This window comes from Mycobacterium sp. 852013-50091_SCH5140682 (assembly GCF_001665685.1).
Lineage (GTDB): Bacteria > Actinomycetota > Actinomycetes > Mycobacteriales > Mycobacteriaceae > Mycobacterium.
In genome coordinates this window covers 1-23,619 of sequence record NZ_LZTB01000042.1, presented here as the reverse complement: position 1 = coordinate 23,619, position 23,619 = coordinate 1, and the positions used below count along the sequence as shown (strand labels likewise).

Annotated in this window: 22 protein-coding genes and 1 other RNA gene; 11 read left to right on the top strand and 12 right to left on the bottom strand. The window is 67.4% G+C overall.

Annotated elements, in window-relative coordinates:
• Nucleotides 1-93: 93 nt before the first annotated feature.
• Complete coding sequence (locus A5784_RS13870; RefSeq protein ID WP_064945489.1) at nt 94-519, bottom strand: VOC family protein; 426 nt, start codon at nt 517-519, stop codon at nt 94-96.
• Nucleotides 516-1,010: a helix-turn-helix transcriptional regulator gene (locus tag A5784_RS13865; protein WP_064945488.1), complete on the bottom strand. Its 495-nt coding sequence runs from the start codon at nt 1,008-1,010 to the stop codon at nt 516-518. Before A5784_RS13865 ends, A5784_RS13870 begins: the two co-directional genes overlap by 4 nt.
• Nucleotides 1,011-1,038: 28 nt before the next feature.
• Between A5784_RS13865 and rnpB the strand changes: the two genes are divergently transcribed.
• Nucleotides 1,039-1,426, top strand: an RNA gene (rnpB, locus tag A5784_RS13860) — RNase P RNA component class A.
• Between the two features lie 4 nt (nt 1,427-1,430).
• Here rnpB and A5784_RS13855 read toward each other — a convergent pair.
• Nucleotides 1,431-2,912, bottom strand: coding sequence for a CYTH and CHAD domain-containing protein (locus A5784_RS13855; protein WP_064945487.1), 1,482 nt, complete (start codon nt 2,910-2,912; stop codon nt 1,431-1,433).
• A gap of 131 nt (nt 2,913-3,043) precedes the next feature.
• Here A5784_RS13855 and A5784_RS13850 point away from each other — a divergent pair, with 131 nt between their 5' ends.
• Nucleotides 3,044-3,709 carry a TetR/AcrR family transcriptional regulator gene (locus tag A5784_RS13850; protein ID WP_286159427.1) on the top strand — a complete coding sequence of 222 codons (666 nt, stop codon included), beginning with the start codon at nt 3,044-3,046 and terminating at the stop codon, nt 3,707-3,709.
• Nucleotides 3,710-3,720: 11 nt separating this feature from the next.
• A complete protein-coding gene (locus A5784_RS13845) occupies nt 3,721-4,506 on the top strand; it encodes an enoyl-CoA hydratase/isomerase family protein (protein ID WP_064945485.1) in 786 nt (261 codons plus the stop codon).
• A 6-nt stretch (nt 4,507-4,512) separates the two neighbouring features.
• Here the strand turns inward: A5784_RS13845 and panB are convergent, their stop codons facing one another.
• On the bottom strand, nt 4,513-5,349 hold the full coding sequence (gene panB / locus A5784_RS13840) for a 3-methyl-2-oxobutanoate hydroxymethyltransferase (RefSeq protein ID WP_064945484.1): 837 nt from the start codon (nt 5,347-5,349) through the stop codon (nt 4,513-4,515).
• Between the two features lie 159 nt (nt 5,350-5,508).
• On the opposite strand from panB, the gene A5784_RS13835 reads away from it, so the two are divergent.
• The 7 genes from A5784_RS13835 (at nt 5,509) to A5784_RS13805 (ending at nt 16,091) form a co-directional block, all read left to right on the top strand.
• Nucleotides 5,509-6,900 carry a WS/DGAT/MGAT family O-acyltransferase gene (locus A5784_RS13835; protein WP_064945492.1) on the top strand — a complete coding sequence of 464 codons (1,392 nt, stop codon included), beginning with the start codon at nt 5,509-5,511 and terminating at the stop codon, nt 6,898-6,900.
• A 66-nt stretch (nt 6,901-6,966) separates the two neighbouring features.
• Nucleotides 6,967-8,481 carry an alpha/beta hydrolase gene (locus A5784_RS13830; protein WP_082944833.1) on the top strand — a complete coding sequence of 505 codons (1,515 nt, stop codon included), beginning with the start codon at nt 6,967-6,969 and terminating at the stop codon, nt 8,479-8,481.
• Between the two features lie 87 nt (nt 8,482-8,568).
• The gene (locus tag A5784_RS13825) at nt 8,569-10,086 is read left to right on the top strand and encodes an alpha/beta hydrolase (protein WP_064945482.1); all 1,518 of its coding nucleotides are present in this window, start codon (nt 8,569-8,571) and stop codon (nt 10,084-10,086) included.
• Nucleotides 10,087-10,195: 109 nt separating this feature from the next.
• On the top strand, nt 10,196-11,536 hold the full coding sequence (locus A5784_RS13820; RefSeq protein ID WP_064945481.1) for a glutamine synthetase family protein: 1,341 nt from the start codon (nt 10,196-10,198) through the stop codon (nt 11,534-11,536).
• Between the two features lie 10 nt (nt 11,537-11,546).
• Nucleotides 11,547-14,531 (top strand): bifunctional [glutamine synthetase] adenylyltransferase/[glutamine synthetase]-adenylyl-L-tyrosine phosphorylase, encoded by a 2,985-nt coding sequence (locus A5784_RS13815; protein WP_064945480.1) that lies wholly within the window; start codon nt 11,547-11,549, stop codon nt 14,529-14,531.
• Nucleotides 14,532-14,607: 76 nt separating this feature from the next.
• Nucleotides 14,608-15,237: a hotdog domain-containing protein gene (locus A5784_RS13810; protein WP_064945479.1), complete on the top strand. Its 630-nt coding sequence runs from the start codon at nt 14,608-14,610 to the stop codon at nt 15,235-15,237.
• The gene (locus tag A5784_RS13805) at nt 15,234-16,091 is read left to right on the top strand and encodes a TIGR03619 family F420-dependent LLM class oxidoreductase (protein ID WP_064945491.1); all 858 of its coding nucleotides are present in this window, start codon (nt 15,234-15,236) and stop codon (nt 16,089-16,091) included. Before A5784_RS13810 ends, A5784_RS13805 begins: the two co-directional genes overlap by 4 nt.
• Here A5784_RS13805 and A5784_RS13800 read toward each other — a convergent pair.
• The 3 genes from A5784_RS13800 to glnA form a co-directional block, all read right to left on the bottom strand.
• On the bottom strand, nt 16,088-16,519 hold the full coding sequence (locus A5784_RS13800; protein WP_064945478.1) for a DoxX family protein: 432 nt from the start codon (nt 16,517-16,519) through the stop codon (nt 16,088-16,090). The genes A5784_RS13805 and A5784_RS13800 overlap by 4 nt on opposite strands.
• 32 nt (nt 16,520-16,551) lie before the next feature.
• Entirely contained in the window at nt 16,552-16,983 is a 432-nt protein-coding gene (gene dtd / locus A5784_RS13795; protein ID WP_064945477.1) for a D-aminoacyl-tRNA deacylase, read from the bottom strand.
• Between the two features lie 91 nt (nt 16,984-17,074).
• On the bottom strand, nt 17,075-18,511 hold the full coding sequence (glnA, locus tag A5784_RS13790) for a type I glutamate--ammonia ligase (protein ID WP_064945476.1): 1,437 nt from the start codon (nt 18,509-18,511) through the stop codon (nt 17,075-17,077).
• A gap of 145 nt (nt 18,512-18,656) precedes the next feature.
• On the opposite strand from glnA, the gene A5784_RS13785 reads away from it, so the two are divergent.
• Complete coding sequence (locus A5784_RS13785; RefSeq protein WP_197514743.1) at nt 18,657-19,145, top strand: RDD family protein; 489 nt, start codon at nt 18,657-18,659, stop codon at nt 19,143-19,145.
• Nucleotides 19,146-19,229: 84 nt separating this feature from the next.
• Here the strand turns inward: A5784_RS13785 and A5784_RS13780 are convergent, their stop codons facing one another.
• From A5784_RS13780 to sucB, 5 genes are all read right to left on the bottom strand, one after another.
• Nucleotides 19,230-19,982, bottom strand: coding sequence for a DUF4191 domain-containing protein (locus A5784_RS13780; RefSeq protein WP_064945475.1), 753 nt, complete (start codon nt 19,980-19,982; stop codon nt 19,230-19,232).
• Nucleotides 19,983-19,986: 4 nt separating this feature from the next.
• Entirely contained in the window at nt 19,987-20,931 is a 945-nt protein-coding gene (lipA, locus tag A5784_RS13775) for a lipoyl synthase (RefSeq protein WP_064945474.1), read from the bottom strand.
• A gap of 4 nt (nt 20,932-20,935) precedes the next feature.
• The gene (lipB, locus tag A5784_RS13770) at nt 20,936-21,610 is read right to left on the bottom strand and encodes a lipoyl(octanoyl) transferase LipB (RefSeq protein WP_064945473.1); all 675 of its coding nucleotides are present in this window, start codon (nt 21,608-21,610) and stop codon (nt 20,936-20,938) included.
• Between the two features lie 23 nt (nt 21,611-21,633).
• Nucleotides 21,634-22,542 (bottom strand): TIGR01777 family oxidoreductase, encoded by a 909-nt coding sequence (locus A5784_RS13765; RefSeq protein WP_064945472.1) that lies wholly within the window; start codon nt 22,540-22,542, stop codon nt 21,634-21,636.
• A gap of 5 nt (nt 22,543-22,547) precedes the next feature.
• Nucleotides 22,548-23,619, bottom strand: a 1,072-nt coding sequence (sucB, locus tag A5784_RS13760) for a 2-oxoglutarate dehydrogenase, E2 component, dihydrolipoamide succinyltransferase (protein WP_064945471.1), incomplete at its 5' end; no start/stop codon positions are given.

Below are 23,619 nucleotides of genomic sequence, written 5' to 3'. Positions count from 1 at the left end.
GCACCCCCGCCACCCGGGCCCGTCGAACTATACGAAAGCGCGACCGAACTACAGGTCGCGATCACACTCGCCCGCTGCGCACCCGCCGCCTAGTCAGCCCTGATCGGTGCGCTGCGTCAACCGCACGCTGTTGCCGGACGGATCACGGAAGCCCGAGTCGATGCCGTAGGGCATCTGATGCGGCGCCTCGGTGAATTCGACTCCACGCGCGGTCAATTCCTCGTAGCTGGCGTGCGCGTCGTTGGTGGTGAGAAAGACCGTCCCGGCGAAGCCCTTGGCCGTCAGATCCAGCACCTGCTTGTGCGTGGCTTCGTCCATCATCGGCTCGCCGGGAACCGCCATCAGCACGATGCTCACGTCGTCCTGCCCGGGCGGGCCGACCGTGAGCCACCGGAACGCGCCCATCTCTTCGGGGAACGAAACGTCCTCGCGCACTTCCATACCGACCTGGTCGGTCCAGAACTTCAGGGCGACTTCCTGGTCGTGAACCCACAGGTGTGTACAAGCAATTTTCATCATGGGCCCGACGCTACGGGCGCCGATCCTCGCCCGTCTTCTTCCGGTGTGCTGTTTGTCCTCCTCGCGTGCGGTGTGCTGTTTGTCCTCCGCCCCACCGGCAACCGCCGGGTGTCCCGCGCCAGGATGCAACTGGGCACCGGGGCGCGCAGCAGAGCCGATGGCAGACTCGCCCGGTAGGCGGCCGGCGGCTTCCCGTACACCCGGGCGAAGCTGCTGGTGAAGGACCCGACACTCTGCAGCCCGACCATCACGCAGATGTCGGCGACCGAGCGATCGGTGTTGCGCAGCAGTGCCGCGGCCCGTTCGAGCCGGCGCGACTGCAGATAGGCCCGCGGTGACTCACCAAAGGTCCGGGTGAACATTCGCGAGAAATGCGCGCGCGACAGTCCGGCAGCAGCGGCAAGGTCGTCGACGGTGATCGGATCGGCGTAACGGGCGTCGGCCAGGTCTTTTGCCCGCTGCAGATAACGGGCCGGTGGTACCCGCGGCATGGTTTGAGGGTACGGTGATCTGCGCGAACGAGTTGGCCAGGCGGCCGCGGCACCACTAGGTGTCGAGGAAAGTCCGGACTTCACAGAGCAGGGTGATTGCTAACGGCAATCCGAGGTGACTCGCGGGAAAGTGCCACAGAAAACAGACCGCCAGCAATGGTAAGGGTGAAACGGTGCGGTAAGAGCGCACCAGCATCCCGGGTGACCGGGGTGGCTAGGCAAACCCCACCCGAAGCAAGGCCAAGAAGGCCGCAACCTGGTTGCGGCCGCGCAGGCGTTTGAGGGTTGCTCGCCCGAGCCTGCGGGTAGGCCGCTTGAGGCACCCGGCAACGGTGTGTCCAGATGGATGGTCGCCACCGGCACTCCTGGCAACGGGAGAGCCGGGACAGAATCCGGCTTACCGGCCAACTCGTTCGCCCACTAGTGGCTCTTGTGGACCGCCTTGTCGAGCCGCTTGAGTGCATCGTCGAGCTGCGCGCGTGACTGCTGCGCGACGTCGTCCTCCAGTTGGTAGAGCAGCCCGTAGGTGAAGGTGTCCTCACCGGCGGTGTGCGCGGCCTCGGCCTGCGCACTGAGGTGGGTGCGGCTGACCACGCTGTCCTGGTGGTCGCCCAGCAGCGTCTGGATGCTCTTGGCGCGCTCCGACACTTTGGCGTCTCCGGTCGCCGCCGCCGTGTAGCGAAGCCGCTTGGCGCCCTTGCGAATGCGGTGCAGTGCCTCGTCGTGGTCGTCGTGCGCGGGGTCGGCAGCCTCGGCAGCCGCCTTGGCGGCCTTGCGAACTCGCTTGTAGGCCGAGTTGATGGTCAGCGGCGCACGCTCTTCGCCGGCCTCGGTGGGCGGCTCGGCGACCACGAGCTGCTCCAAGGCGTCGAGCAGATGGAAGTAGCGCTGGGAGCGCATCGCCAGCAGCGCGCGTTTCCACCCTGCGGCGTACCGGCGGTTGGCGCCGTCCACCAGCCGCTCGCGCACCGGGCCCCGCACGAGCCCGGCAGGCAGCGAGTCGAGGGCACGCTGATAGCGCTCGGCCAGCACTTCGGCGTCCCGTGCCACGCCGAGCACCGCGGCCAGTGTGCGCAGCTCATCGAGGATCCAGCCGTCGTCGGCGAGGCCGAACGCGTCCTTGGATTCCTGCAGCAGGCTGCGGATCTTGCGGGTCGTCACCCGCATCTGATGCACCGAATCGTAGGCGTCGGCGCGGACAGCGCGATCCCACACCAGCAGCTGGTCGATCTGCTCGGCGATGGCGCGATGGATCGGGTCCGCCGGAGCAGCCGGGGCCTCTGCGGCCTCGCCTGCCGTGTCCAAGACCCGGGCCAGCTTCGAGCCGTGATCCGCAGGCGTCGCTCCCGCGTCGAACAGACGGTTGGCCAGCCGGTCCATCAGGTCGGGCGCGGGCTGCGCAAGCAGCTCGAGTTCCCATTCGCGCCACTGCTGTTCGTCACCGCCTTCGGCCGAAGCGGTGACCTGGTCGTCGCAGAACTCGGCGAGCGCCGTGCCGTCCTGCCCGTAGAGCACATCGATGTTGCGCCGATTGGTGATCCGCGCGACCGGCGACAATGTCTTGTCGCGAACGATCGCGAGCACGATGTCGCGCAACTCCTCGGGGATCGTGTCGTTGGAAAGCCCGAGCGGAGAATGCACCTCGGTGCGGGCGTCCGGGCCTGCGGGCAGCTTCAGATGCCAACCCGCGTCGGTGCCTCCGGTGCGGCGGCGCAGCGTGATGCGGTGGGCAGCCAGATCCCGGTTCGGCGTGTCGAAATACACAGCGTCAAGCAGTTGTTCGGGCGCCCGCTCGACCCGCGCGACAGCCGCCAACCCCGCGAACGATGGGGCGACGGTGGACTCGGTGACCTCGAACTTCCGCTCGACCTCGGTGTGCCGGGTCGGTTTCTTGGGCGCCATATTCACCTTCGCTGTACACCGGAATCGGATGCCATAAGCCTGCCATATCGCGGTGTTTGCGCCGAAGCCCGCTGCGTTTGCGGCGACCCGGCGGCGCCCGGTGCCACAATGTGCCGATGAGCACCGCGGCCATGGGCGGCTCCGGACGTGGCCGCCCTCGGCTCGAGCAGCCGCGGCGGCCCGGTCGGACTGCGCGCGAGGAGATCCTCGACGCGGCGGCGGAACTGTTCACCAACCACGGCTACGGCAGCACGCCCACTCGCCGGATCGCCGATGCGGTCGGGGTGCGGCAAGCCTCGCTCTACCACCATTTCGCGACCAAGGACGACATCCTCGACGCGTTGCTGGCCGGCACGGTGGACGAGCCCTTGCAGCTGGCCGCCGATCTGCTGGGGGAGCCGGGACCGGCGGCGCCGCGCCTGCACACCCTGGTGGTCGCCGATGCCATGCAGCTCTGTGGTGGTCGCTGGAACCTGGGGGCGCTGTACCTGTTGCCCGAGTTGCGCAGCGACCGGTTCGAGCCGTTCCGGCGCCGTCGCGCCGAACTGCGTGAGCGCTACCGGACGTTGTCGGCCGCGGTGATCGCCGAATGCGATGGGCCGGCCGACGCCGCCGACCTGCCGTTCCGTCTGGTCGAGTCGGCGATCAACAGCCGTTCCGACGACGGCGAGGCGCCGCCGGGGCAGCCGTGGGTGATCGGCGCCGGGGCCTTGCGAGTGCTGGGTTTCACGGGCGAGAACACGGCGCTGGTCGAGTGCACAGCGGCCCGGCTCGGGGTGCAGGCCCCGGCCCGATAGAGTCACGGTCCGTGACCGAATCCTCCTACGACGCCATCACGTTCGAGCTGTCAGGTGCCGTCGCCCGCATCACGCTGAACCGCCCGGACGCCGCGAATGGCATGAACGACACCATGACTCGCGAGCTCGCCGATGCGGCACGGCGCTGTGATCGGGCCGGCATCAAAGCCGTGGTGCTCACGGGCGCCGGCCGGTTCTTCTGCGCCGGAGGCGATCTGAAGGCTTTCGCCACCGCACCATCGCGGGGCCGCTTCATCAAGGGCGTCGCAGATGACCTGCATCGTGCCATCGCGACTTTCGCACGGATGGACGCGGTGCTGATCACGGCTGTCAACGGCACCGCGGCAGGCGCAGGTTTCAGCATCGCGGTGACCGGCGACCTGGTTCTGGCAGCCGAATCGGCGTCGTTCACGATGGCCTACACCAAAGTGGGACTGAGCCCGGACGGCAGCGCGTCGTACTACCTGCCGCGGCTGGTCGGCATCCGCCGGGCGCAAGAACTCATGCTGACCAACCGCACGCTGTCGGCGGCGCAGGCCCAGGACTGGGGTTTGGTGACCGAGGTGGTCGCCGATGCCGAGCTGGCCGACCGGGCGACCGCCGTTGCCGGGCAGATGGCCGCCGGCTCGGCCGGCTCCGCCGGCGCGGTCAAGACGCTCTTGCTGTCGTCGCTGAAGAACAGCCTGGAGGAACAGATGGAGGCCGAAGGCCGCTTCATCGCCGCGCAAGCGGACTCGGCCGACGGGCGAGAAGGTGTCGATGCCTTCCTGGCCAAGCGCCGAGCCGAGTTCGCCTGAGCCGAATCAGAAGCTGTGCTCGTCGGCCGGGAACACCCCGGCCGCCACATCGTTCGCGTATTGCGTTGCGGCACGGTGTAGTTCGCCGCCCACATCGCCGAATCGCTTGACGAACTTGGCGGTCTTGCCGGTGGTGAGGCCCGCCATGTCCTGCCACACCAGCACCTGGGCGTCGCAGTTGGGTCCCGCACCGATGCCGACCGTGGGAATGGTCAGCTTGCCGGTGATCTGGGTGGTCAGTTCGGCGGGCACCATTTCCAGCACCACCGCGATGGCCCCGGCCTCGGCGACCGCGATCGCGTCGTGAATGGTCTGGTCGCCCGCGTCGCCGCGGCCCTGCACCCGGAATCCGCCGAGCCCGTTGACACTCTGCGGCGTGAACCCGATGTGAGCCACCACCGGAATGCCTGCCTGGGTCAGCGTCGCGATCTGCTCGGCCACCCGCTCGCCGCCCTCCAGTTTCACGGCCTGGGCGCCGGTCTCCTTCATGAACCGCGTCGCGGTTGCCAGCGCCTGGGCCGGGCTGCTCTCGTAGCTGCCGAACGGCAGGTCGGCGACCACCAATGCATGCGGTGCGCCCTTGACCACTGCTCGGGCCAGCGGGATCAGTTCGTCGATGGAGATCGGGAGGGTGGTGTCATATCCGTACACCACGTTGGCTGCGGAATCGCCGACCAGCAGCACCGGAATGCCCGCCTCGTCGAAGACCCGCGCGCTGGAGTAGTCGTAACAGGTGAGCATCGCCCATTTGTGGCCTTCGTTCTTCCACTTCTGGAGCGTAAGAGTGCGGACTTTGGTGCGGGGCTTGTCGTCGGCAGCACCATATACAGCTTGTTCAGACATCGTTGTCCCTTGTGACGGTCGGTTCGAAGCCTCGAGGCCGCTGTGCGGTCCCCGGGTTCGTCTGACGTTTGTCAGTCTGCCACCCGCGTCGACGAAGGTAAAAGGCGCGGCTGAGTGGATTTCCTCACAGTTGAGCCGGGCGGACATACGATCAGCGGCATGCAACGGCTCAGCGGACTCGACGCAAGCTTCCTCTACCTCGAAACGGCCGCCCAGCCGATGCACGTGTGCTCCATCCTCGAACTCGACACCTCGACCATGCCGGGTGGTTACACGTTCGACCGGCTGCGCGACGCACTTGCCTTGCGTATCAAGGCGATGCCGCAGTTCCGGGAGAAGCTCGCCGACAGCCGGCTGAACCTCGACCATCCGGTGTGGGTGGAGGACAAGGACTTTGACGTCGACCGGCATCTGCACCGCATCGGGCTACCCGCACCGGGCGGCCGGATCGAACTGTCCGAGATCTGCGGGCACATCGCGTCGCTGTCGCTGGACCGCAGCCGGCCGCTGTGGGAGATGTGGGTCATCGAGAACGTGGCGGGCACCGACGCGCACGCGGGTGGCCGGATCGCGGTGATGACCAAGGTGCACCACTCCGGTGTGGACGGTGTGACCGGGGCGAACCTGATGTCGCAGCTGTGCAGCACAGAACCGGACGCACCCGCACCGGAGCCGGTGGACGGAGTCGGCGACGCGTCAGAACTGGAGATCGCGCTCAGCGGCGCGCTGAAGTTCGTGACCCGGCCGCTCAAACTGGCCAACGTGCTGCCCACCACGGTGTCCTCGGTGGTCGACACGGTCAAGCGGGCCCGCGCCGGGCTGACCATGGCAGCACCCTTCGCCGCGCCAAAAACCCCGTTCAACGCCAACATCACCGGACACCGCAACATCGCCTTCGCCCAACTCGACCTCGAGGACATCAAGCTGGTGAAAAACCACTTCGACGTCAAGGTCAACGACGTCGTGATGGCACTGGTGTCCGGGGTGCTGCGCACGTTCCTCAGCGACCGCGGCGAGTTGCCGGACAGCTCGTTGGTGGCGATGGTGCCCGTATCGGTGCACGATCGCTCCGACCGGCCCGGCCGCAACCAGGTCTCCGGCATGTTCTCCACGCTGGAAACCCAGATCGAAGACCCGGTCGAACGGCTGCGCGCCATCGCTGCGGCGAATTCGGTTGCCAAACAACATAGTTCGGCGATCGGTGCGACACTGCTGCAGGACTGGACGCAGTTCGCCGCGCCTGCGGTGTTCGGCGTGGCCATGCGCGTCTACGCCGCCAGCCGGCTCTCGGGTGCCAAACCGGTGCACAACCTCGTCGTCTCCAACGTGCCCGGCCCGCAGGTGCCGCTCTATTTCCTGGGCTCGGAGGTCAAGGCCATGTACCCGCTGGGCCCGATCTTCCACGGCTCCGGGCTCAACATCACGGTCATGTCGCTGACCGGCTCGCTCGATGTCGGCATCGTGTCTTGCCCGGAATTGCTGCCCGACCTGTGGGACATGGCCGACGACTTCGTCGTGGCGCTCGACGAGCTGGTGCAGGCGGCAAAGTAGCGCTGCGAGTTGTCGACCAGTAGGCCCGGCCTGCGACGATCTGCCGTCATGGCAGCATGTGGTGCCATGAAGCTCAGGTTCTCCGTCGGTGCTCTGCTGGCGGTCGCGGTACTGGCGGTCGCGGGCTGTACCCAGGTGATCGACGGCCGAGCCCGGGTCGCGATGCCCAGGCCGGGCACGCCCGTGCAGTGGCTGCCGTGCGCGGCAGGGTCGGGGGACAACGTCAACATCCCGGCAGGGGCTGAATGCGGGCGCTTGTCGGTGCCGGTCGATTACAGCAAGCCCGACGGCGACGTCCTGCAGATCGCCATGATCCGGTTCCCGGCGACCGGCCAGAAGATCGGCTCGCTGGTGATCAACCCCGGCGGCCCCGGTGAATCGGGCGTCGAATCGGCGGTGTCGCTGGTGCCGAGCCTGCCCCAGTCGGTGCGGGAACGCTTCGACCTGGTGGGTTTCGACCCGCGCGGGGTGAACCTGTCGAACCCGGCGCTGTGGTGCAACTCCGATGAGGACAACGACCGGCTGCGCGCCGACCCGACGGTGGACTACACCCCCGAGGGCGTGGCCCACCTGGAAAACGAGACCAAGCTGTTCGTGCAGCGCTGCGTCGACAAGATGGGCGTCGACTTCCTGGCCAACGTCGGAACCAACAACGTCGCCAAGGATCTCGACGCCATCCGTGCCACGCTCGGCGACGACAAGCTGACGTACCTGGGGTACTCGTACGGGACCCGGATCGGCTCGGAATACGCCGAGCAGTTCCCGCAGCGGGTGCGCGCCATGATCCTCGACGGCGCGGTCGACCCCAACGCGGATCCGTTCGAAGCCGACATCCGGCAGGCCGCGGCGTTCCAGAAGGCGTTCGACGACTACGCCGCCGACTGCGCCAAGAGCCCGGACTGCCCGCTGGGCACCGATCCGGCCAAGGCCACCGATGTCTACAAGAGTCTGGTGTACCCGCTGGTCCAGAACCCCGCGAAGACCAAGGACCCGCGCGGACTCGGTTACAGCGACGCCATCGTCGGAACCATCCTGCCGCTCTACTCGCCGAACCTGTGGCGCCATCTCACCGATGCGCTGACCGGCATCAAGAACGGCAACGGCGATCTCATGCTGGCGCTTGCCGACCTGTACATGGGCCGGGATGCCAAGGGCCACTACAACAATTCGACCGACGCGCGGGTGGCGGTCAACTGTGTCGACGAGCCGGCGATCACCGACCGGGCCAAGGTCGTCGAGCAGGACCGCCGGCTGCGCGAGGTCGCGCCGTTCATGAGCTACGGCGAATTCACCGGGCATGCCCCACTGGGCACCTGCGCGTTCTGGCCGGTGAAGCCGACGAGCACCCCGCACAAGATCTCCGTCGCGGGATTGCCTCCGGTGCTTGTGGTTTCGACCACCAACGATCCCGCCACGCCGTACCAGGCGGGGGTGGATCTCGCCCAGCAACTCGGTGGCGGCCTGCTGACGTTCGAGGGCACCCAGCACACCGTGGTGTTCCAAGGCAACAAGTGCGTCGATGACATCGCCGCGACCTATCTGATCGACGTGAAGCTGCCCCCGCCGGACTCTCGCTGCTGATCTTCGCAGGCCGTTAGGTCACCTTCCGGTTGCCGACCGATCTCCGGTCGGTGTCGGCCGCAGTTCGCGGATCTGCGGTGTGCGAACATGTCAGCCGTGCGGTGGGTGGGAGCGGTGCTGACAGTGATGCTCGCGATGGCCTGCCCCGTCGCCAACGCGACGCCAGAAGGCGCGGCCGAGACGCCGTACGGACAGCCGCCGGTCTGGGGCAGCTGTGCAGCGTGGGTCGACACGTCGTCGGTTCCGACCGCTCAGTGCGGCACCGTGACGGTGCCGATCGACTGGAACGACGCGTCGAATCCGCAAGGCGCACAAGCACAATTGGCCGTCATCCGGGTTCCTGCCACCGGCGAGAAGATCGGCACGTTGATGGTCAACCCGGGAGGCCCGGGCGCATCCGCCGTCGACACCGTCGCCGGAATGGGCGCGGCGCTGGCCGACACCGACATCGGTCGGCGGTTCGATCTGGTCGGATTCGACCCGCGCGGCGTCGGGCACTCCACCCCGGAGCTGCGCTGCCGCACCGACGCCGAGTTCGACGCCTACCGGCGTGAACCGATGGCCGACTACAGCCCGACCGGGGTGGCCCAGATCGAAGGGCTGTACCGACAGCTCGCCCAGCAATGCCTCGACCGCATGGGGGCGCCGTTCCTGGCCAACATCGGCACGGCGTCAACCGTGCTCGACATGGATGCCGTCCGCGCGGCGCTCGGTGAGCAGCAGATCAACTACCTCGGGTTCTCCTACGGGACCCAACTGGGCGCGGCGTACGCCGAACGGTTCGGCGACCGGGTGCGCACCATGGTGCTCGACGGCGCCGTCGATTCCAGCCTCGACCCCATCACCAAGAACATCCGCCAGATGGCCGGTTTCCAAAAGGCTTTCGACGCCTACGCCGCCGACTGCGCGCAATCGCCCGGATGTCCGCTTGGCACCGACCCGACCCAGTTCGTCGCCCGCTACCACCAACTCGTCGACCCATTGGTGGAGCACCCCGCCGCGACATCGGACCCCCGTGGTCTGAGCTATCAGGACGCCACCACCGGTACCGGCAACGCGCTCTACTCGGCGCGGTACTGGCTCTACCTCACCAGCGGCCTGCTCGGACTGCAGCGCGGCACCGACCCCGGCGACCTGCTGCTGCTCGCCGACGACTACCAGCACCGCGACAGTGCAGGCCATTACGCCAATCTGCAGGATGCGTTCACCGCGATCCGTTGCGTGGACGCGCAATACCCGACCGATCCGGCGGTGTGGGCCGACGCCGACCGGCGCATCCGGGCGGTGGCGCCGTTCCTGTCCTACGGGCAGTTCACCGGCTACGCCCCGCGGGACATCTGCGCCCTGTGGCCCGTGCCGCCGACGTCGACCCCGCACGCGGTACACGGCCCGGGGCCCGGCCGGATCGTCGTCGTGTCGACCACCGGGGACCCTGCGACGCCGTACCAGGCGGGCGTCGACCTGGCACGCCAGCTGAACGCGGCGCTGGTGACCTTCAACGGTTCGCAGCACACCGTGGTGTTCAACGGCAACGCCTGTGTCGACACGTCCGTGCTGCGGTTCTTCGTGGACCAGGCGTCGCCGCCCAACGGGCTGCAGTGCTGACCCTGCGGCGGCCAGGTCGATGAGGGCTGTGCCGCGGCCAGGCTCCCGCTCTGCCCAACCGTTTTGACGCCGTAACACAGATTTAACAGCCGGTGCCTACGCTGCGGTCATGGACCGCCAGAAGGAATTCGTGCTGCGCACGCTGGAGGAACGCGACATCCGGTTCGTCCGGCTGTGGTTCACAGACGTCCTCGGATACCTCAAGTCGGTGGCCATCGCGCCCGCCGAGTTGGAGGGTGCGTTCGAGGAGGGCATCGGATTCGACGGTTCGTCGATCGAGGGGTTTGCCCGGGTCTACGAATCGGACACGGTCGCCCGGCCCGACCCCTCCACGTTCCAGGTGCTGCCGTGGACCACCAGCAACGGGCAGCACTACTCCGCGCGCATGTTCTGCGACATCACCATGCCCGACGGCTCACCGTCGTGGGCCGACTCCCGCCACGTGCTGCGCCGCCAGCTGGCCAAGGCCAGCGACCTCGGGTTCTCCTGCTACGTGCACCCCGAGATCGAGTTCTTCCTCCTGATGCCGGGGGAGAACGACGGCAGCGTGCCCATCCCCGCCGACAACGGCGGCTACTTCGACCAGGCCGTGCACGATGCCGCGCCCAACTTCCGCCGCCACGCCATCGACGCCCTGGAACAGATGGGCATCTCGGTGGAGTTCAGCCACCACGAAGGCGCGCCGGGCCAGCAGGAGATCGACCTGCGCTACGCCGACGCACTGTCCATGGCAGACAACGTGATGACTTTCCGCTACGTCGTCAAAGAGGTGGCGCTGGCAGACGGCGTGCGTGCGTCGTTCATGCCCAAGCCGTTCAAAGAACACCCGGGCTCGGCCATGCACACCCACATGAGCCTGTTCGAAGGTGAGACCAACGCCTTCCACAGCGCGGACGACCCGCTGCAGCTCTCCGATGTGGCCAAGTCGTTCATCGCGGGCATCCTCGAACACGCCAGCGAGATCAGCGCCGTGACCAACCAGTGGGTGAACTCCTACAAGCGCCTGGTGCACGGCTACGAAGCGCCGACCGCGGCGTCGTGGGGTGCGGCGAACCGATCGGCACTTGTGCGGGTTCCGATGTACACCCCGCGCAAGGCCTCGTCGCGGCGCATCGAGGTGCGCAGCCCCGACTCGGCGTGCAACCCGTACCTGGCGTTCGCGGTGCTGCTGGCCGCCGGGCTGCGCGGCATCGAAAAGGGATACGTGCTGGGGCCGCAGGCCGAAGACAACGTGTGGAGCCTGACTCCCGAGGAACGCCGCGCCATGGGCTACCGGGAGCTGCCGTCGAGCCTCGGCAACGCCCTTGAGGCCATGGAGAACTCCGAATTGGTCGCGGAAGCGTTGGGGGAGCACGTATTCGACTACTTCCTGCGCAACAAGCGGGCGGAGTGGGAGGTCTACCGCAGCAACGTCACGCCCTACGAGCTCAAGACGTATCTGTCGCTGTAACGTTCAGGACGTGGCCAAACCCGCTACCGAACGCCCAAAGCTGCCCAGTGTCGGCAGGCTCGGCCTGGTGCAGCCGCAGGCGCCGGCACTGCTGGATCGGCTTGGCTGGAACACCGATGCCCACGTCGAGCTGTTGTGGTCGCTGTCGCGCGCCCCGGATGCCGACATCGCCCTGCTGGCGATGGAGCGGCTGGCCGACGCGCTCGGCGCCGACTGGGACGAGCTGAACGCCGAACTGCTCACCGACCGGGCTCTGCGCGGTCGGCTGTTCGGTGTACTCGGGTCCTCGGTGGCACTCGGCGATCATCTGGTGGCACATCCGCAGTCGTGGCGACTGCTGGCGGGCGACGTCGAACTGCCCAGTGCCCGGGAGCTGCGCGAGGACTTCGTCGCTGCTGCGGAGAACGCCAAAATATCAAGGGGCGCAAGCTCAGCCGTGCCGCCATTGCGAGATCTCTACCGCGACCGGCTGCTGGTGCTGGCCGCCGTGGACGTCGCCTCGACGGTGGAGAACGAGCCGGTTTTGCCGTTCATCACCGTCGGCGCACACCTGTCCGATCTGGCCGACGCCGCGCTCGACGCTGCCCTGACCGTGGCGACCCGGGTGGTGTGCGGAGACGGCCGGACACCGCGGCTGGCCATCATCGCGATGGGCAAATGCGGTGCGCGCGAACTGAATTACGTCAGCGACGTGGACATCATCTTCGTCGGCGACGACAGCGACGACCCCAACCTGACGATGGCGACCCGCGTGGCCGGCGAGACGATGCGATTCGCCGGGGACGCGTTCTTCGAGGCCGACGCCGCGCTGCGACCGGAGGGCAAGCAGGGCCAGCTGGTGCGCACTCTCGACTCGCACATCGCCTATTACCAGCGATGGGCCAAGACCTGGGAGTTCCAGGCGCTGCTGAAGGCCCGCCCGGCCGCCGGCGACCCGGAATTGGGCAAGGCGTACGCCGAGGCGTTGATGCCGATGGTGTGGACCGCCTGCGAGCGTGCGGATTTCGTGTCCGAGGTGCAGGCCATGCGGCGCCGGGTCGAAGAGTTGGTCCCCGCCGGCGTGCGGGCCCGCGAACTCAAGCTGGGCACCGGCGGCCTGCGCGACGTCGAATTCGCCGTGCAGCTACTGCAATTGGTGCACGGCCGCAATGACGAGTCGCTGCACGTGAGGTCCACGGTCGACGCCCTGACCGTGCTGGGCGCCGGCGGCTACATCGGACGTGACGACGCCGCCAACATGACCGCGTCGTATGAGTTCCTGCGCCTGTTGGAGCACCGGCTGCAGCTGCAGCGGCTCAAACGCACCCACATGCTGCCCGACGACAGCGACGACGAGGCCTATCGCTGGCTGGCCCGCGCCGCGCACGTGCGTCCCGACGGCACACACGACGCCCAGGGCGTGCTGCGCGAGGAGCTCAAGCGCCAGAGCATGCGGGTGTCGCGGCTGCACGCCAAGCTGTTCTACCAACCGCTGCTGGAATCCGTCGGCCAGCCCGCGCTCGGCATCGGGGCCGGGATGAGCACCAAAGCGGCCGAACGTCAGCTCGCCGCACTGGGTTACGAAGGACCGCAGAGCGCGCTGACCCATCTGGCCGCGCTCACCGGACAGAACGGACGCCGCGGCCGGGTGCAGCAGGTATTGCTGCCGACCCTGCTGGACTGGCTTTCGGACACCCCGGATCCCGACGCCGGGCTGCTGGCCTACCGCAGGATCAGCGAGGAACTCGCCGAGCAGCGCTGGTACCTCTCGACCCTGCGGGACGAAGGCGCGGTCGCCAAACGGCTGATGCAGGTGCTCGGCACCTCGGCCTACATTCCCGAACTGCTCATGCGTGCCCCCGAGGTGATCCAGCTCTACGCTGACGGACCATCCGGACCGAAACTGCTTGAGGGTGATCCGGACAGCGTCGCAGGTGCGCTCGTGGCCTCGGCCGGCCGCCACGCCGACCCGGTGCGCGGTATCGCTGCCGCACGGACCCTGCGCCGCCGCGAGCTGGCGCGTATCGCGTCGGCCGATGTGCTCGGCCTGCTCGATGTGACCGACGTCTGCAATGCGCTGACCTCCATCTGGGTCGCGGTGCTACAGGCCGCGCTGGACGCCGTGATCCGGGCCAACACGCCCGAATCCGGGGTTCCCGCGCGTATCGCGGTGATCGGTATGGGCAGGCTCGGCGGTCGCGAACTCGGTTACGGCTCGGACGCCGACGTCATGTTCGTCTGTGAACCGGTGGGGGACACCGCCGAATCGGTGGCCGTCAAGTGGTCGGTGAGCATTGCCGAACAGGTGCGCGCCCTGCTGGGGATCCCCAGTGCCGACCCGCCGCTCGAGGTCGACATGGGGTTGCGTCCCGAAGGCCGTAATGGTCCGTTGGTGCGCACGCTGGCCTCCTACGAGGTGTACTACGCGCAGTGGGCGCAGGCCTGGGAGATCCAGGCGTTGCTGCGCGCGCATCGCGTGGCGGGCGACCTCGAACTCGGCGAACGCTTCGAGCTGATGGCCGACAAGACGCGGTACCCCGAAGGCGGGGTATCGGCGGAGGCAGTGCAGGAGATCCGCCGCATCAAGGCCCGGGTCGATGCCGAACGGCTGCCGCGCGGTGCCGACCCCAACACCCATACCAAGCTCGGCCGCGGCGGGCTGGCCGACATCGAGTGGACCGTCCAGCTGCTGCAGCTGCGCTACGCGCACAAAGTGCCTGCGCTGCACAGCACTTCGACTCTGCAGGCGCTAGACGCGATCGGTGCGGCCGAGCTGGTTTCCGAAGCCGACGTCGACCTGCTCCGCCAAGCCTGGCTCACTGCGACCCGGGCTCGCAATGCTCTGGTGCTGGTGCGGGGCAAGCCGACCGATCAGCTGCCCGGGCCCGGAAGACAGCTCAACGCCGTCGCCCTGGCGGCCGGCTGGGGCAGCGACGACGGCGGAGAGTTCCTGGACAACTATCTGCGGGTGACGCGGCGGGCCAAGACTGTCGTCCGCAAGGTTTTCGGCGGCTGAGCCGCCAGTGGGCCGGCGCGGCTGATTTCGGCCCCGCGGCACGCCGTCCTCCACGGTGGTGTTAGTAAGGATGTCTATGAACCCCACGTTCGACATCGTCACCGCCGACGAGCACGACCGGCTGCAGGCGCTATACGAGCCGTTGGCGCAGGCTGTGCGAGGACTGCTCGATGCCAGCATCCGCACCGGCGTCGATGCGGACGCCATCGCCGAGGCCACCACCGCGATCGAGGCGGTCACCGCGTCGCTGCGTCGTGAGCAGCGCGACGGGCCCATGGCCATGATCCACGGCGAGACGGGCCGCCCGGTGGTGTGGGCCAACCCGGTGGTCGGGCTCCGCAACGCCGTCGCTCCGCCGTTGACCATCCACCACAACGACGACGGCACGTGCTGGAGCGAGTTCACCCTCGGCGCGGCCTACGAGGGGCCGCTGGGATGGGTGCACGGCGGAATCTGTGCCCTTGTGCTCGACCACGTTCTCGGTGAAGTCGCCAGCGGCGCGTTGTCACAACCCCGCTACACCGGAACCATCACCTGCCGCTACCTTCGCGGCACCCCGCTGGGGCCGCTGCGCGCCGAGGCGTCCGTGGACCGCATCGAGGGGGTGAAGACCTTCGCGCGCGGACAGCTCATCGACGCCGACGGGGTCACCGTGGAGGCTGAAGGTGTCTTCATCACGCCGGCGTGGGCACGCGACGCCGGATGAGGTTCTATGTGGCGACCGGCTTCCTCGACACCTCCGAGCTCGTCGAGATCGCCAAGGCCGCAGACGATCTCGGCTATGACGGGATGGGGATACCCGATCACATCGTCAATCTGGAGACGCTCTCCACGCCGTATCCGTATACGCGGGACGGTCAGCGCCGGTGGCAGCCGTTCACCCACTGGCCCGATCCGTGGGTGCTGGTCGGCGCTCTGGCGCAGGCCACCACGCGGCTGAAGTTCGTGACGACGGTCTACATACCCGCCATGCGCGATCCCTACGCGGCGGCGAAAGCCATTGGCACCGCTGCGTTTCTGGCCGGTGGTCGGCTCGAGCTCGGCGTCGGTGTGGGCTGGTGCCGCGACGAATTCGATTTGGTCGGGCAGCCTTTCGAGCGGCGCGGCAGGCGCACCGACGAGATGCTGACGCTGATGCGGGAGCTCTGGGCGCCGGGCTGGACCGAATTCTCCGGCGAGTTCTACACGACGCCGCGACTCGAGATGGAGCCGTCGCCGCCGCACATCCCGATCTACGTCGGTGGGCTCAGTGAGGTGGCCCTACGCCGCGCCGCGCGCAACGACGGCTGGATCGGCGATCTGATCTCCACCGAGCGTGCCCTGGCCTCGGTGGCTCGGATACGCGAACTGCGGGCCGAATCCGGTTTGGCGATGGACGATTTCACCGTCATCACGGCACTGACCGACGCCGTGAAGATGACCGACTACGAGCGCGCCGAGGCCGGTGGGATCACCCACATCCTGACGATGCCGTGGGCGTTCTACACCGGCCTGGACTGCACGCTCGCCGAGAAGATCGACGGGTTGAAACGCTTCCGCAAGGACCTGGCGCTCGACTAGCGCTTTCTGCGTACTGCATCGAGCGCGTAGGCGCCTCCGCCGATGAACACCAGCAGGAAGAAACCGAAGCAGTACAGCACGGCGAGTTCGCCACCGTTCTGGATGGGCAACAGGCCCTTCGGCTGATGCTGGGTGAAGTACGCGAACGCCATCTCGCCGGAGGCGAAGAACGCGGCGATGCGGGTGAACAAGCCCGTCAAGATCAGCAGTCCCAGAACGAATTCGATGAGGCCGCCATACCAATACGGCCACGTGCCCACGGGCACCGCCGAGCCCACGAGATTGCCCGCGTCGTCCGGCATGCCGACCGGCCAGGCGAACAACTTCTGCGCGCCGTGGATGGTGTACAGAAGGCCGAACACTATGCGGAACAGGCTGATCACCGCGGGGGATACGGTATTCAGTCGGGCGTCCAGGTTGGTCGTCATGCAGAGACCATACGCTGTTGCGGGCTCGGAGCTCACAGCTCCAAAAGCACCGTTACCGGTCCGTCATTGACAAGATGCACCTGCATATCCGCACCGAAAACCCCTGTTTGCACAGTCGCGCCCAGTTGTTCGAGCGCCTCGGTGAATTCGATCACAAGTGGTTCGGCGACCGGTCCAGGCGCCGCGGCGTTCCACGAGGGGCGCCGCCCCTTGTCGGTATTGGCATACAAAGTGAACTGGCTGACCACAAGAATGGGCGCGGCCACGTCCGCCGCGGACCGCTCATCGTCGAGAATCCGCAATTGCCAAAGCTTTTCGGCCATCCTGCGGGCCTTGGTGGCGTCATCCTCGTGGGTGACACCGACCAAGGCGAGCAGACCCTGTGTGGCCGGCTCGATTTCACCGACGATCTCGCCGTCGACCGTCACGTTCGCCGCCGTCACTCGCTGCACCAGAACTCGCATGCGTCGATTGTGCTGATTGACCGCAGGCAGACACAAAACTGCCTCCCTTCCGGGGAAAGGAGGCAGTTTTGTGACTGGTCGGCGGGCCGACTTACACGTCGTAATAGAGCGCGAACTCGTACGGGTGAGGGCGGATCTGGATCGGCAGGATTTCGTTCTCCCGCTTGTAGGAGATCCAGGTCTCGATCAGGTCCTCGGTGAACACGCCACCCTCGGTGAGGTACTCGTGGTCCTCTTCGAGGCGGTCGATCACCGCGGCCAGCGAGGTCGGCGCCTGCGGGATGTTGGCGGCCTCGTCCGGCGGCAGCTCGTAGAGGTCCTTGTCGACCGGGGCCAGCGGCTCGATCTTCTTCTTGATGCCGTCGATACCGGCCATCAGCATGGCCGCGAATGCCAGGTACGGGTTACCCGAGCTGTCCGGGCAGCGGAACTCCAGGCGCTTGGCCTTGGGGTTGTTGCCGGTGATCGGGATACGGACACAGGCAGAGCGGTTGCGCTGGCTGTAGACCAGGTTGATCGGGGCCTCGTAACCGGGCACCAGACGCTTGTAGGAGTTGACCGTGGGGTTGGTGAAGGCCAGCAGCGACGGGGCGTGGTGCAGGATGCCGCCGATGTAGTGGCGCGCGATGTCGGACAGGCCCGCGTAGCCGGACTCGTCGTGGAACAGCGGCTTGCCGTCCTTCCACAGCGACTGGTGGGCGTGCATGCCGGAACCGTTGTCACCGAAGAGCGGCTTGGGCATGAAGGTGACGGTCTTGCCGTTCTGCCACGCGGTGTTCTTGATGATGTACTTGAACAGCAGCACGTCATCGGCCGCGTGCAGCAGCGTGTTGAACTTGTAGTTGATCTCCGCCTGGCCTGCGGTGCCCACCTCGTGGTGGCCGCGCTCCAGGACGAATCCGGCGTTGATCAGGTTGGTCGACATCTCGTCGCGCAGGTCGACGTAGTGGTCGTACGGCGCGACGGGGAAGTAGCCACCCTTGGGGCGGACCTTGTAGCCGCGGTTAGCGCTGCCGTCGGCCTCGAACGGTTCACCGCTGTTCCACCAGCCCGACTCGGAGTCGACCTCGTAGAAGGTGCCGTTCATCTTCGAATCGAAAGCCACCGAGTCGAAGATGTAGAACTCGGCCTCGGCGCCGAAGAAACAGGTGTCGGCGATCCCGGTGCTGGCGAGGTAGTTCTCGGCCTTGCGGGCGACGTTGCGGGGGTCGCGCGAGTAGGCCTCACGGGTGAACGGATCGTGCACGAAGAAGTTGAGGTTCAGCGTCTTGGCGGCGCGGAACGGGTCGATGCGCGCGGTGTCAGGGTCGGGCAGCAGCATCATGTCGGATTCGTGGATCGACTGGAAGCCGCGCACCGAGGAACCGTCGAACGCGAGGCCGTCTTCGAACACGCTCTCGTCGAACGCCGTAGCCGGGATCGAGAAGTGCTGGACGACGCCGGGCAGATCGCAGAAGCGAATGTCGACGTACTCGACGTTTTCGTCCTTGATCAGCTTGAAGATGTCGTCGGACGTCTTTTCTGCCACTGAGTGTTCTCCTTTACTGGTAACCCGCGGGTTGACGCTAAGGACACGATGTTGCGCGATCATCAAGCGCATGTTGCGCTGAGGTTACGCAATCGCCCCTGATGGTGACCTGAGGTAACAATGCTGGCCCGCCTATCCTGACAGCATGGCCCGCACGATGGGGAGTTGGTTGTCAGGTCCCGGACCTTTCGATTCCGGTGACGGTTCCGACGGCACGTCCGACGGGGTCGCGAAGTACCCAGGAGAACGCCTGGGGCTCCCCGAATCCGGTCCCGGTTCGCTGGCCAGGACCGGCAGGCGCGTGGGCGCACTGTTCGTCGACTGGCTGGTGGCCTACGGGCTGGCCGGCTTGGCATTGGCGTCGGGCCTGATCTCGCTGGCGACCCTGTCGACGGCGGTCATGGTGGTATGGATCGTGCTGGGCACCGTGGCGGTCCGACTGTTCTCGTTCACCCCGGGGCAGCTGGCGCTGGGCCTGGTGGTGGCGGGCACCGACGGTCGCGACAAGGTCGGGATTGGGCGCGCCCTGGTGCGGGTGCTGCTGATCGCCCTCGTCATCCCGCCGTTGGTGACCGACAGTGATCTGCGCGGCCTGCACGACCGCGTCACGTTCACCGCTGTGCTGCGGCGGTAGCTCTGCGGTGAATGTGAAGAAGATCGCGAGATTTTCGAGAATTCTCGCGATCTTGTTCACACTCGGCGGCGGTGACGGCTCGGCTCAGCGCCTGCGCGCGCTGCGCTGCACTCCACGCATCTTCGCCGACGCAGGCAGCGGCCCCTTGGGCACCGCACCCGGACCGGCCTTGGAACCCAATGCGACCAGCCGCGACTCCAGCGAGTCCATCTGCTTGACCGTGATGTTGGCGGGCAACTTCGACAGGTGCCGCTCGAGCTTGGCCAGGGGCACCTCGCCCTCGCCGTTGCCGACCACGATGTCGTAGATCGGGACCTCGCCGACCAACCGCGCGGTGCGCTTCTTCTCCTGTGCCAGCAGCGGTTTGACACGCGAGGGTGAGCCCTCACCGACGAAGATCACGCCGGGGCGGCCGATGACGCGATGCACGGCGTCGAAGTGTCCGGTCGCGGCGACGGCCGGTGTCACCCGCCACTTGCCCCGAAGGTTCTCCAGTGCCCAGGCAGCCGCGCCGGTCTGGCCTTCGGCCTTGCTGTACACCGACTTCTGCGCGCGCCGGCCGAAGATGATGAACGCCACCAGCAAGCCGAGCACGATGCCGAGCACCGGCAGCGTGTACATGCTGATACCGCCGAGGAGGATGCCCGCCGCCACAGCCACCGCAACGATCAGCACCAACGCGCCGATCATGTACGGCAGCAGCCGCTTGTCCTCTTTACGTTGAATCTGGAAGGCCTGCCACAGCTGGCTGCGACGCTGCTTGGAGGCCGCCTTGCGGGCGGCCTTCGCCTCGGCCTTTGCCGCCTTGGTTTCCGCGGCATTGCGGGATTTCGCCATTGGATCAGGATACGGGGGGTTGCCCGGCGAAACGTAGCCGCGCGGCCTGTGCGTAGAGCTTGCCCGCCCGGTAGGACGAACGCACGAGCGGACCGGCGAGGACACCGGCGAAACCGAGCTCCTCGGCGTAGGTCGACAGGGCGGCGAACTCGTCGGGATGCACCCAGCGCTCGACCGGATGATGCCGCGGCGACGGTCGCAGGTACTGCGTGATGGTGACGATGTCGCAGCCGGCTTCGTGCAGGTCGCGCAGCGCGGTGTGGATTTCCTCGATGGTCTCGCCCATGCCGAGGATCAAGTTGGACTTGGTGACCAGACCCGCGTCGCGGGCAGCGGTGATCACGTCGAGGCTGCGCTGGTAGCGGAATGCGGGGCGGATCCGCTTGAAGATGCGCGGCACCGTTTCGACGTTGTGCGCCAACACTTCCGGACGCGATTCGAAGACTTCGGCCAACTGTTCGGGGATGCCGTTGAAGTCGGGGATGAGCAGCTCGACGCCGGTGCCCGGGTTGAGCGCCTTGATCTGGCGGACCGTCTCGGCGTAGAGCCAGGCTCCGCCGTCGGGCAGATCGTCGCGGGCGACGCCGGTGACAGTGGAGTACCGCAGGCCCATCGCCTGCACGCTTTCGGCGACCCGGCGCGGCTCGTCACGGTCGAGTTCGGCGGGCTTGCCGGTGTCGATCTGGCAGAAGTCGCAACGCCGGGTGCACTGCTCGCCGCCGATGAGGAACGTGGCCTCCCGGTCTTCCCAGCATTCGAAGATGTTGGGGCAGCCCGCTTCCTCGCACACGGTGTGCAGACCTTCGCGGCGTACCAGGCCCTTGAGTTCGGTGTACTCGGGGCCCATCTTGGCGCGGGTCTTGATCCACGGCGGCTTGCGCTCGATGGGGGTCTGCGCATTACGGACTTCGAGGCGGAGAAGCTTCCGACCCTCTGGGACAACACTCACCGGTTCATCCTACGTTCAGGGCGACTTCCAGCCGGCCGTCCAGTGCGTCGCACACCGATTCGGTCACCCGGTCCATGACGTCGTCGACCCCGACATGGTGCCCCAACTCTTCGGTCAGCGATGTCACGCCGGCATCGGCGATGCCGCACGGGATGATCGACGAGAACGCCGACAGGTCGCAGTCGCAGTTCAGCGCGAACCCGTGCAGCGTCGTCCCGTGCGCCACCCGGATGCCGATGGCGCCGACCTTGCGGGCCGGACCGCGGGCGTCAGCAGGGACCCAGACCCCGGAGCGGCCGGCTACCCGGCCGGTGGTGAGGCCGAACTGACCGCACACCGCGATCAGCGCTTCCTCAAGGCGCCGAACGAAATTCACCACGTCGAGGGGTTCCGTCAGGCCGATGATCGGATAGCCCACCAACTGACCCGGACCGTGCCAGGTGATCTTGCCGCCGCGGTCGGTGTCGACGACGGGCGTACCGTCCATCGGGCGCTCGTGCGGTTCGGTGCGTTTGCCTGCGGTGTAGACGGCCGGGTGCTGAAGCAGCAGGAGCGTGTCGGGGCCGCCCGCGATCCTCGCTTCGGCGATCTCCCGTTGCAACTGCCATGCCGACTGGTAGTCGATGGTGCCGAGCCTGCGCACCTCGACGGCCGAATCAGCCGCGCGAATCGATGTCACACGGTTGACGCTACTCGTATTCGTCACAGGTCTTTAGGGGCGGTGACATAGGCGAGCGCTTCGCCCACCGTGTGGTGGTGGAACTCGAAGCCGGCCCGTTCCAGCGCAGCGGGAATGACCCGCTGCCCGGCCAGCAGACCCTCGTCGGCGAACTCGCCCAGCACCGTCCGCAGTGCGAAACCCGGCACCATCATGGGGGTCGGGCGGTTGACGGCCCGGCCCAGCGCCGCGGTGAACTCGGCATTGGTCACGGGCGCCGGACCAGTGAGGTTGACCGGCCCTGACATCGACTCGGTCCACATGGTGAACAGCACGGCGCGGATCTCGTCCTCGAGGCTGATCCACGGCAGGTACTGCCTGCCGTTACCGAGCCGCGCCCCGAGCCCGAACGAGAACAGCGGTTTCAACCGCGCGAGCAAGCCGCCGGCCGGCGCCAGCACCAAACCCGTGCGCAGCAACACCACCCGAGCTCCGGCTTCGACGGCCGCAGCGGTCGCGGCTTCCCAGTCCTGACACAACCGGGCAAGGAAGCCGCGGCCCGCCGGAGCCGACTCGTCGGTGACCTGATCACGGGTGTTGCCGTAGTAGCCGACGGCGCTGGCGTTGACCAGCACCGGTACGCCTGCGTCGGCCACCGCGGCGGCCAGCACTTCCGTCGGCCCGATCCGGCTGTCGCGCAAGCTCTGCTTGAACGCGCCCGACCAGCGCTTCTGCCCGACGTTGACGCCGCACAGGTTCACCACGGCGTCGACGCCGCGCAGCGCGCCCGCGTCGAACTCACCCGTGTCCGGGTTCCAGAACAGCTCGTCGGCACTGGACGGTGCCCGGCGCACGATCCGCAATACCCGATGGTCGGCGGCGCGCAACGCCGACGTCAGTGCCGAACCGATCAGACCAGAGGACCCCGCGATCGCAACGACAGCAGTGTCCACGTAGGTCAGAGCCCCAGGTCGGCCTCGAAGGCACCGTCCTCAAGCCGACGCTTGATGGTGGTCACGAAGCGTCCGGCGTCGGCACCGTCGATGAGTCGGTGATCGTAGGTCAGCGGCAGGTAGCACACCGACCGCACACCGATGGACTCGTTGCCGTAGCCGTCGGAGATCACCCGCGGGCGCTTGACGATGGCGCCGGTGCCCAGCATCGCCGCCTGCGGCGGCACCAGGATCGGGGTGTCGAACAGGGCGCCCTGGCTGCCGATGTTGGTGATGGTGAAGGTTCCGCCGGAGAGCTCGTCGGGCTTGAGGTTGCCCGAGCGGGCGCGGGCCGCGATGTCGGCGATGGCGCGGGCCAGCCCACCCAGCGACAGGTCACCGGCGTTGTGGATCACCGGGGAGAGCAGGCCCTGGTCGGTGTCGACCGCGAAGCCGAGGTGCTCGGCGTCGTAGTAGGTGATCTCCTTGGTGTCCTCGTTGTAGCTGGCGTTGACGTTGGGGTGGATCTTCAGCGCATCGATGACGGCGCGCGCGATGAAGGGCAGGTAGGTCAGGTTGACCCCTTCGCGCTCGGCGAAGTCGGCCTTGGCGCGGGTCCGCAGCGCCACGATCTTGGTCATGTCGACCTCGTGGGTTTGCGTCAATTGCGCTGTGGCCTGCAGGGATTCACGGGTCTTCTTGGCGGTGATCTGCCGGATCCGGTTGGCCTTCTGCGTGGTGCCGCGCAAATGCGCCAACGCCGGGGCCGGCGCTGCCGCCGCGGGTGCGGGCGCGGCGGGGGCCGCAGCAGCCGCAGCGGGCGCCGGAGGAGCCTTCTTGGCTTCCGCGGCGGCGAGGACGTCTTGTTTGCGGATGCGTCCGCCGACGCCGGTGCCCTTCACCGAGGCGAGGTCGATGTTGTTCTCCGCGGCCAACTTTCGCACCAGCGGTGTCACGTACGGGGAACCATCGGAAGATCCCGTCGCAGCCGGTGCGGCCGCCGCCGGGGCTGCGGGCTTGGGTTCGGGGGCAGGAGCGGCCTTCGGTTCGGGCTTGGGCCTGTCTCTTATACACATCTCCGGCTGCCGACGATCGCAT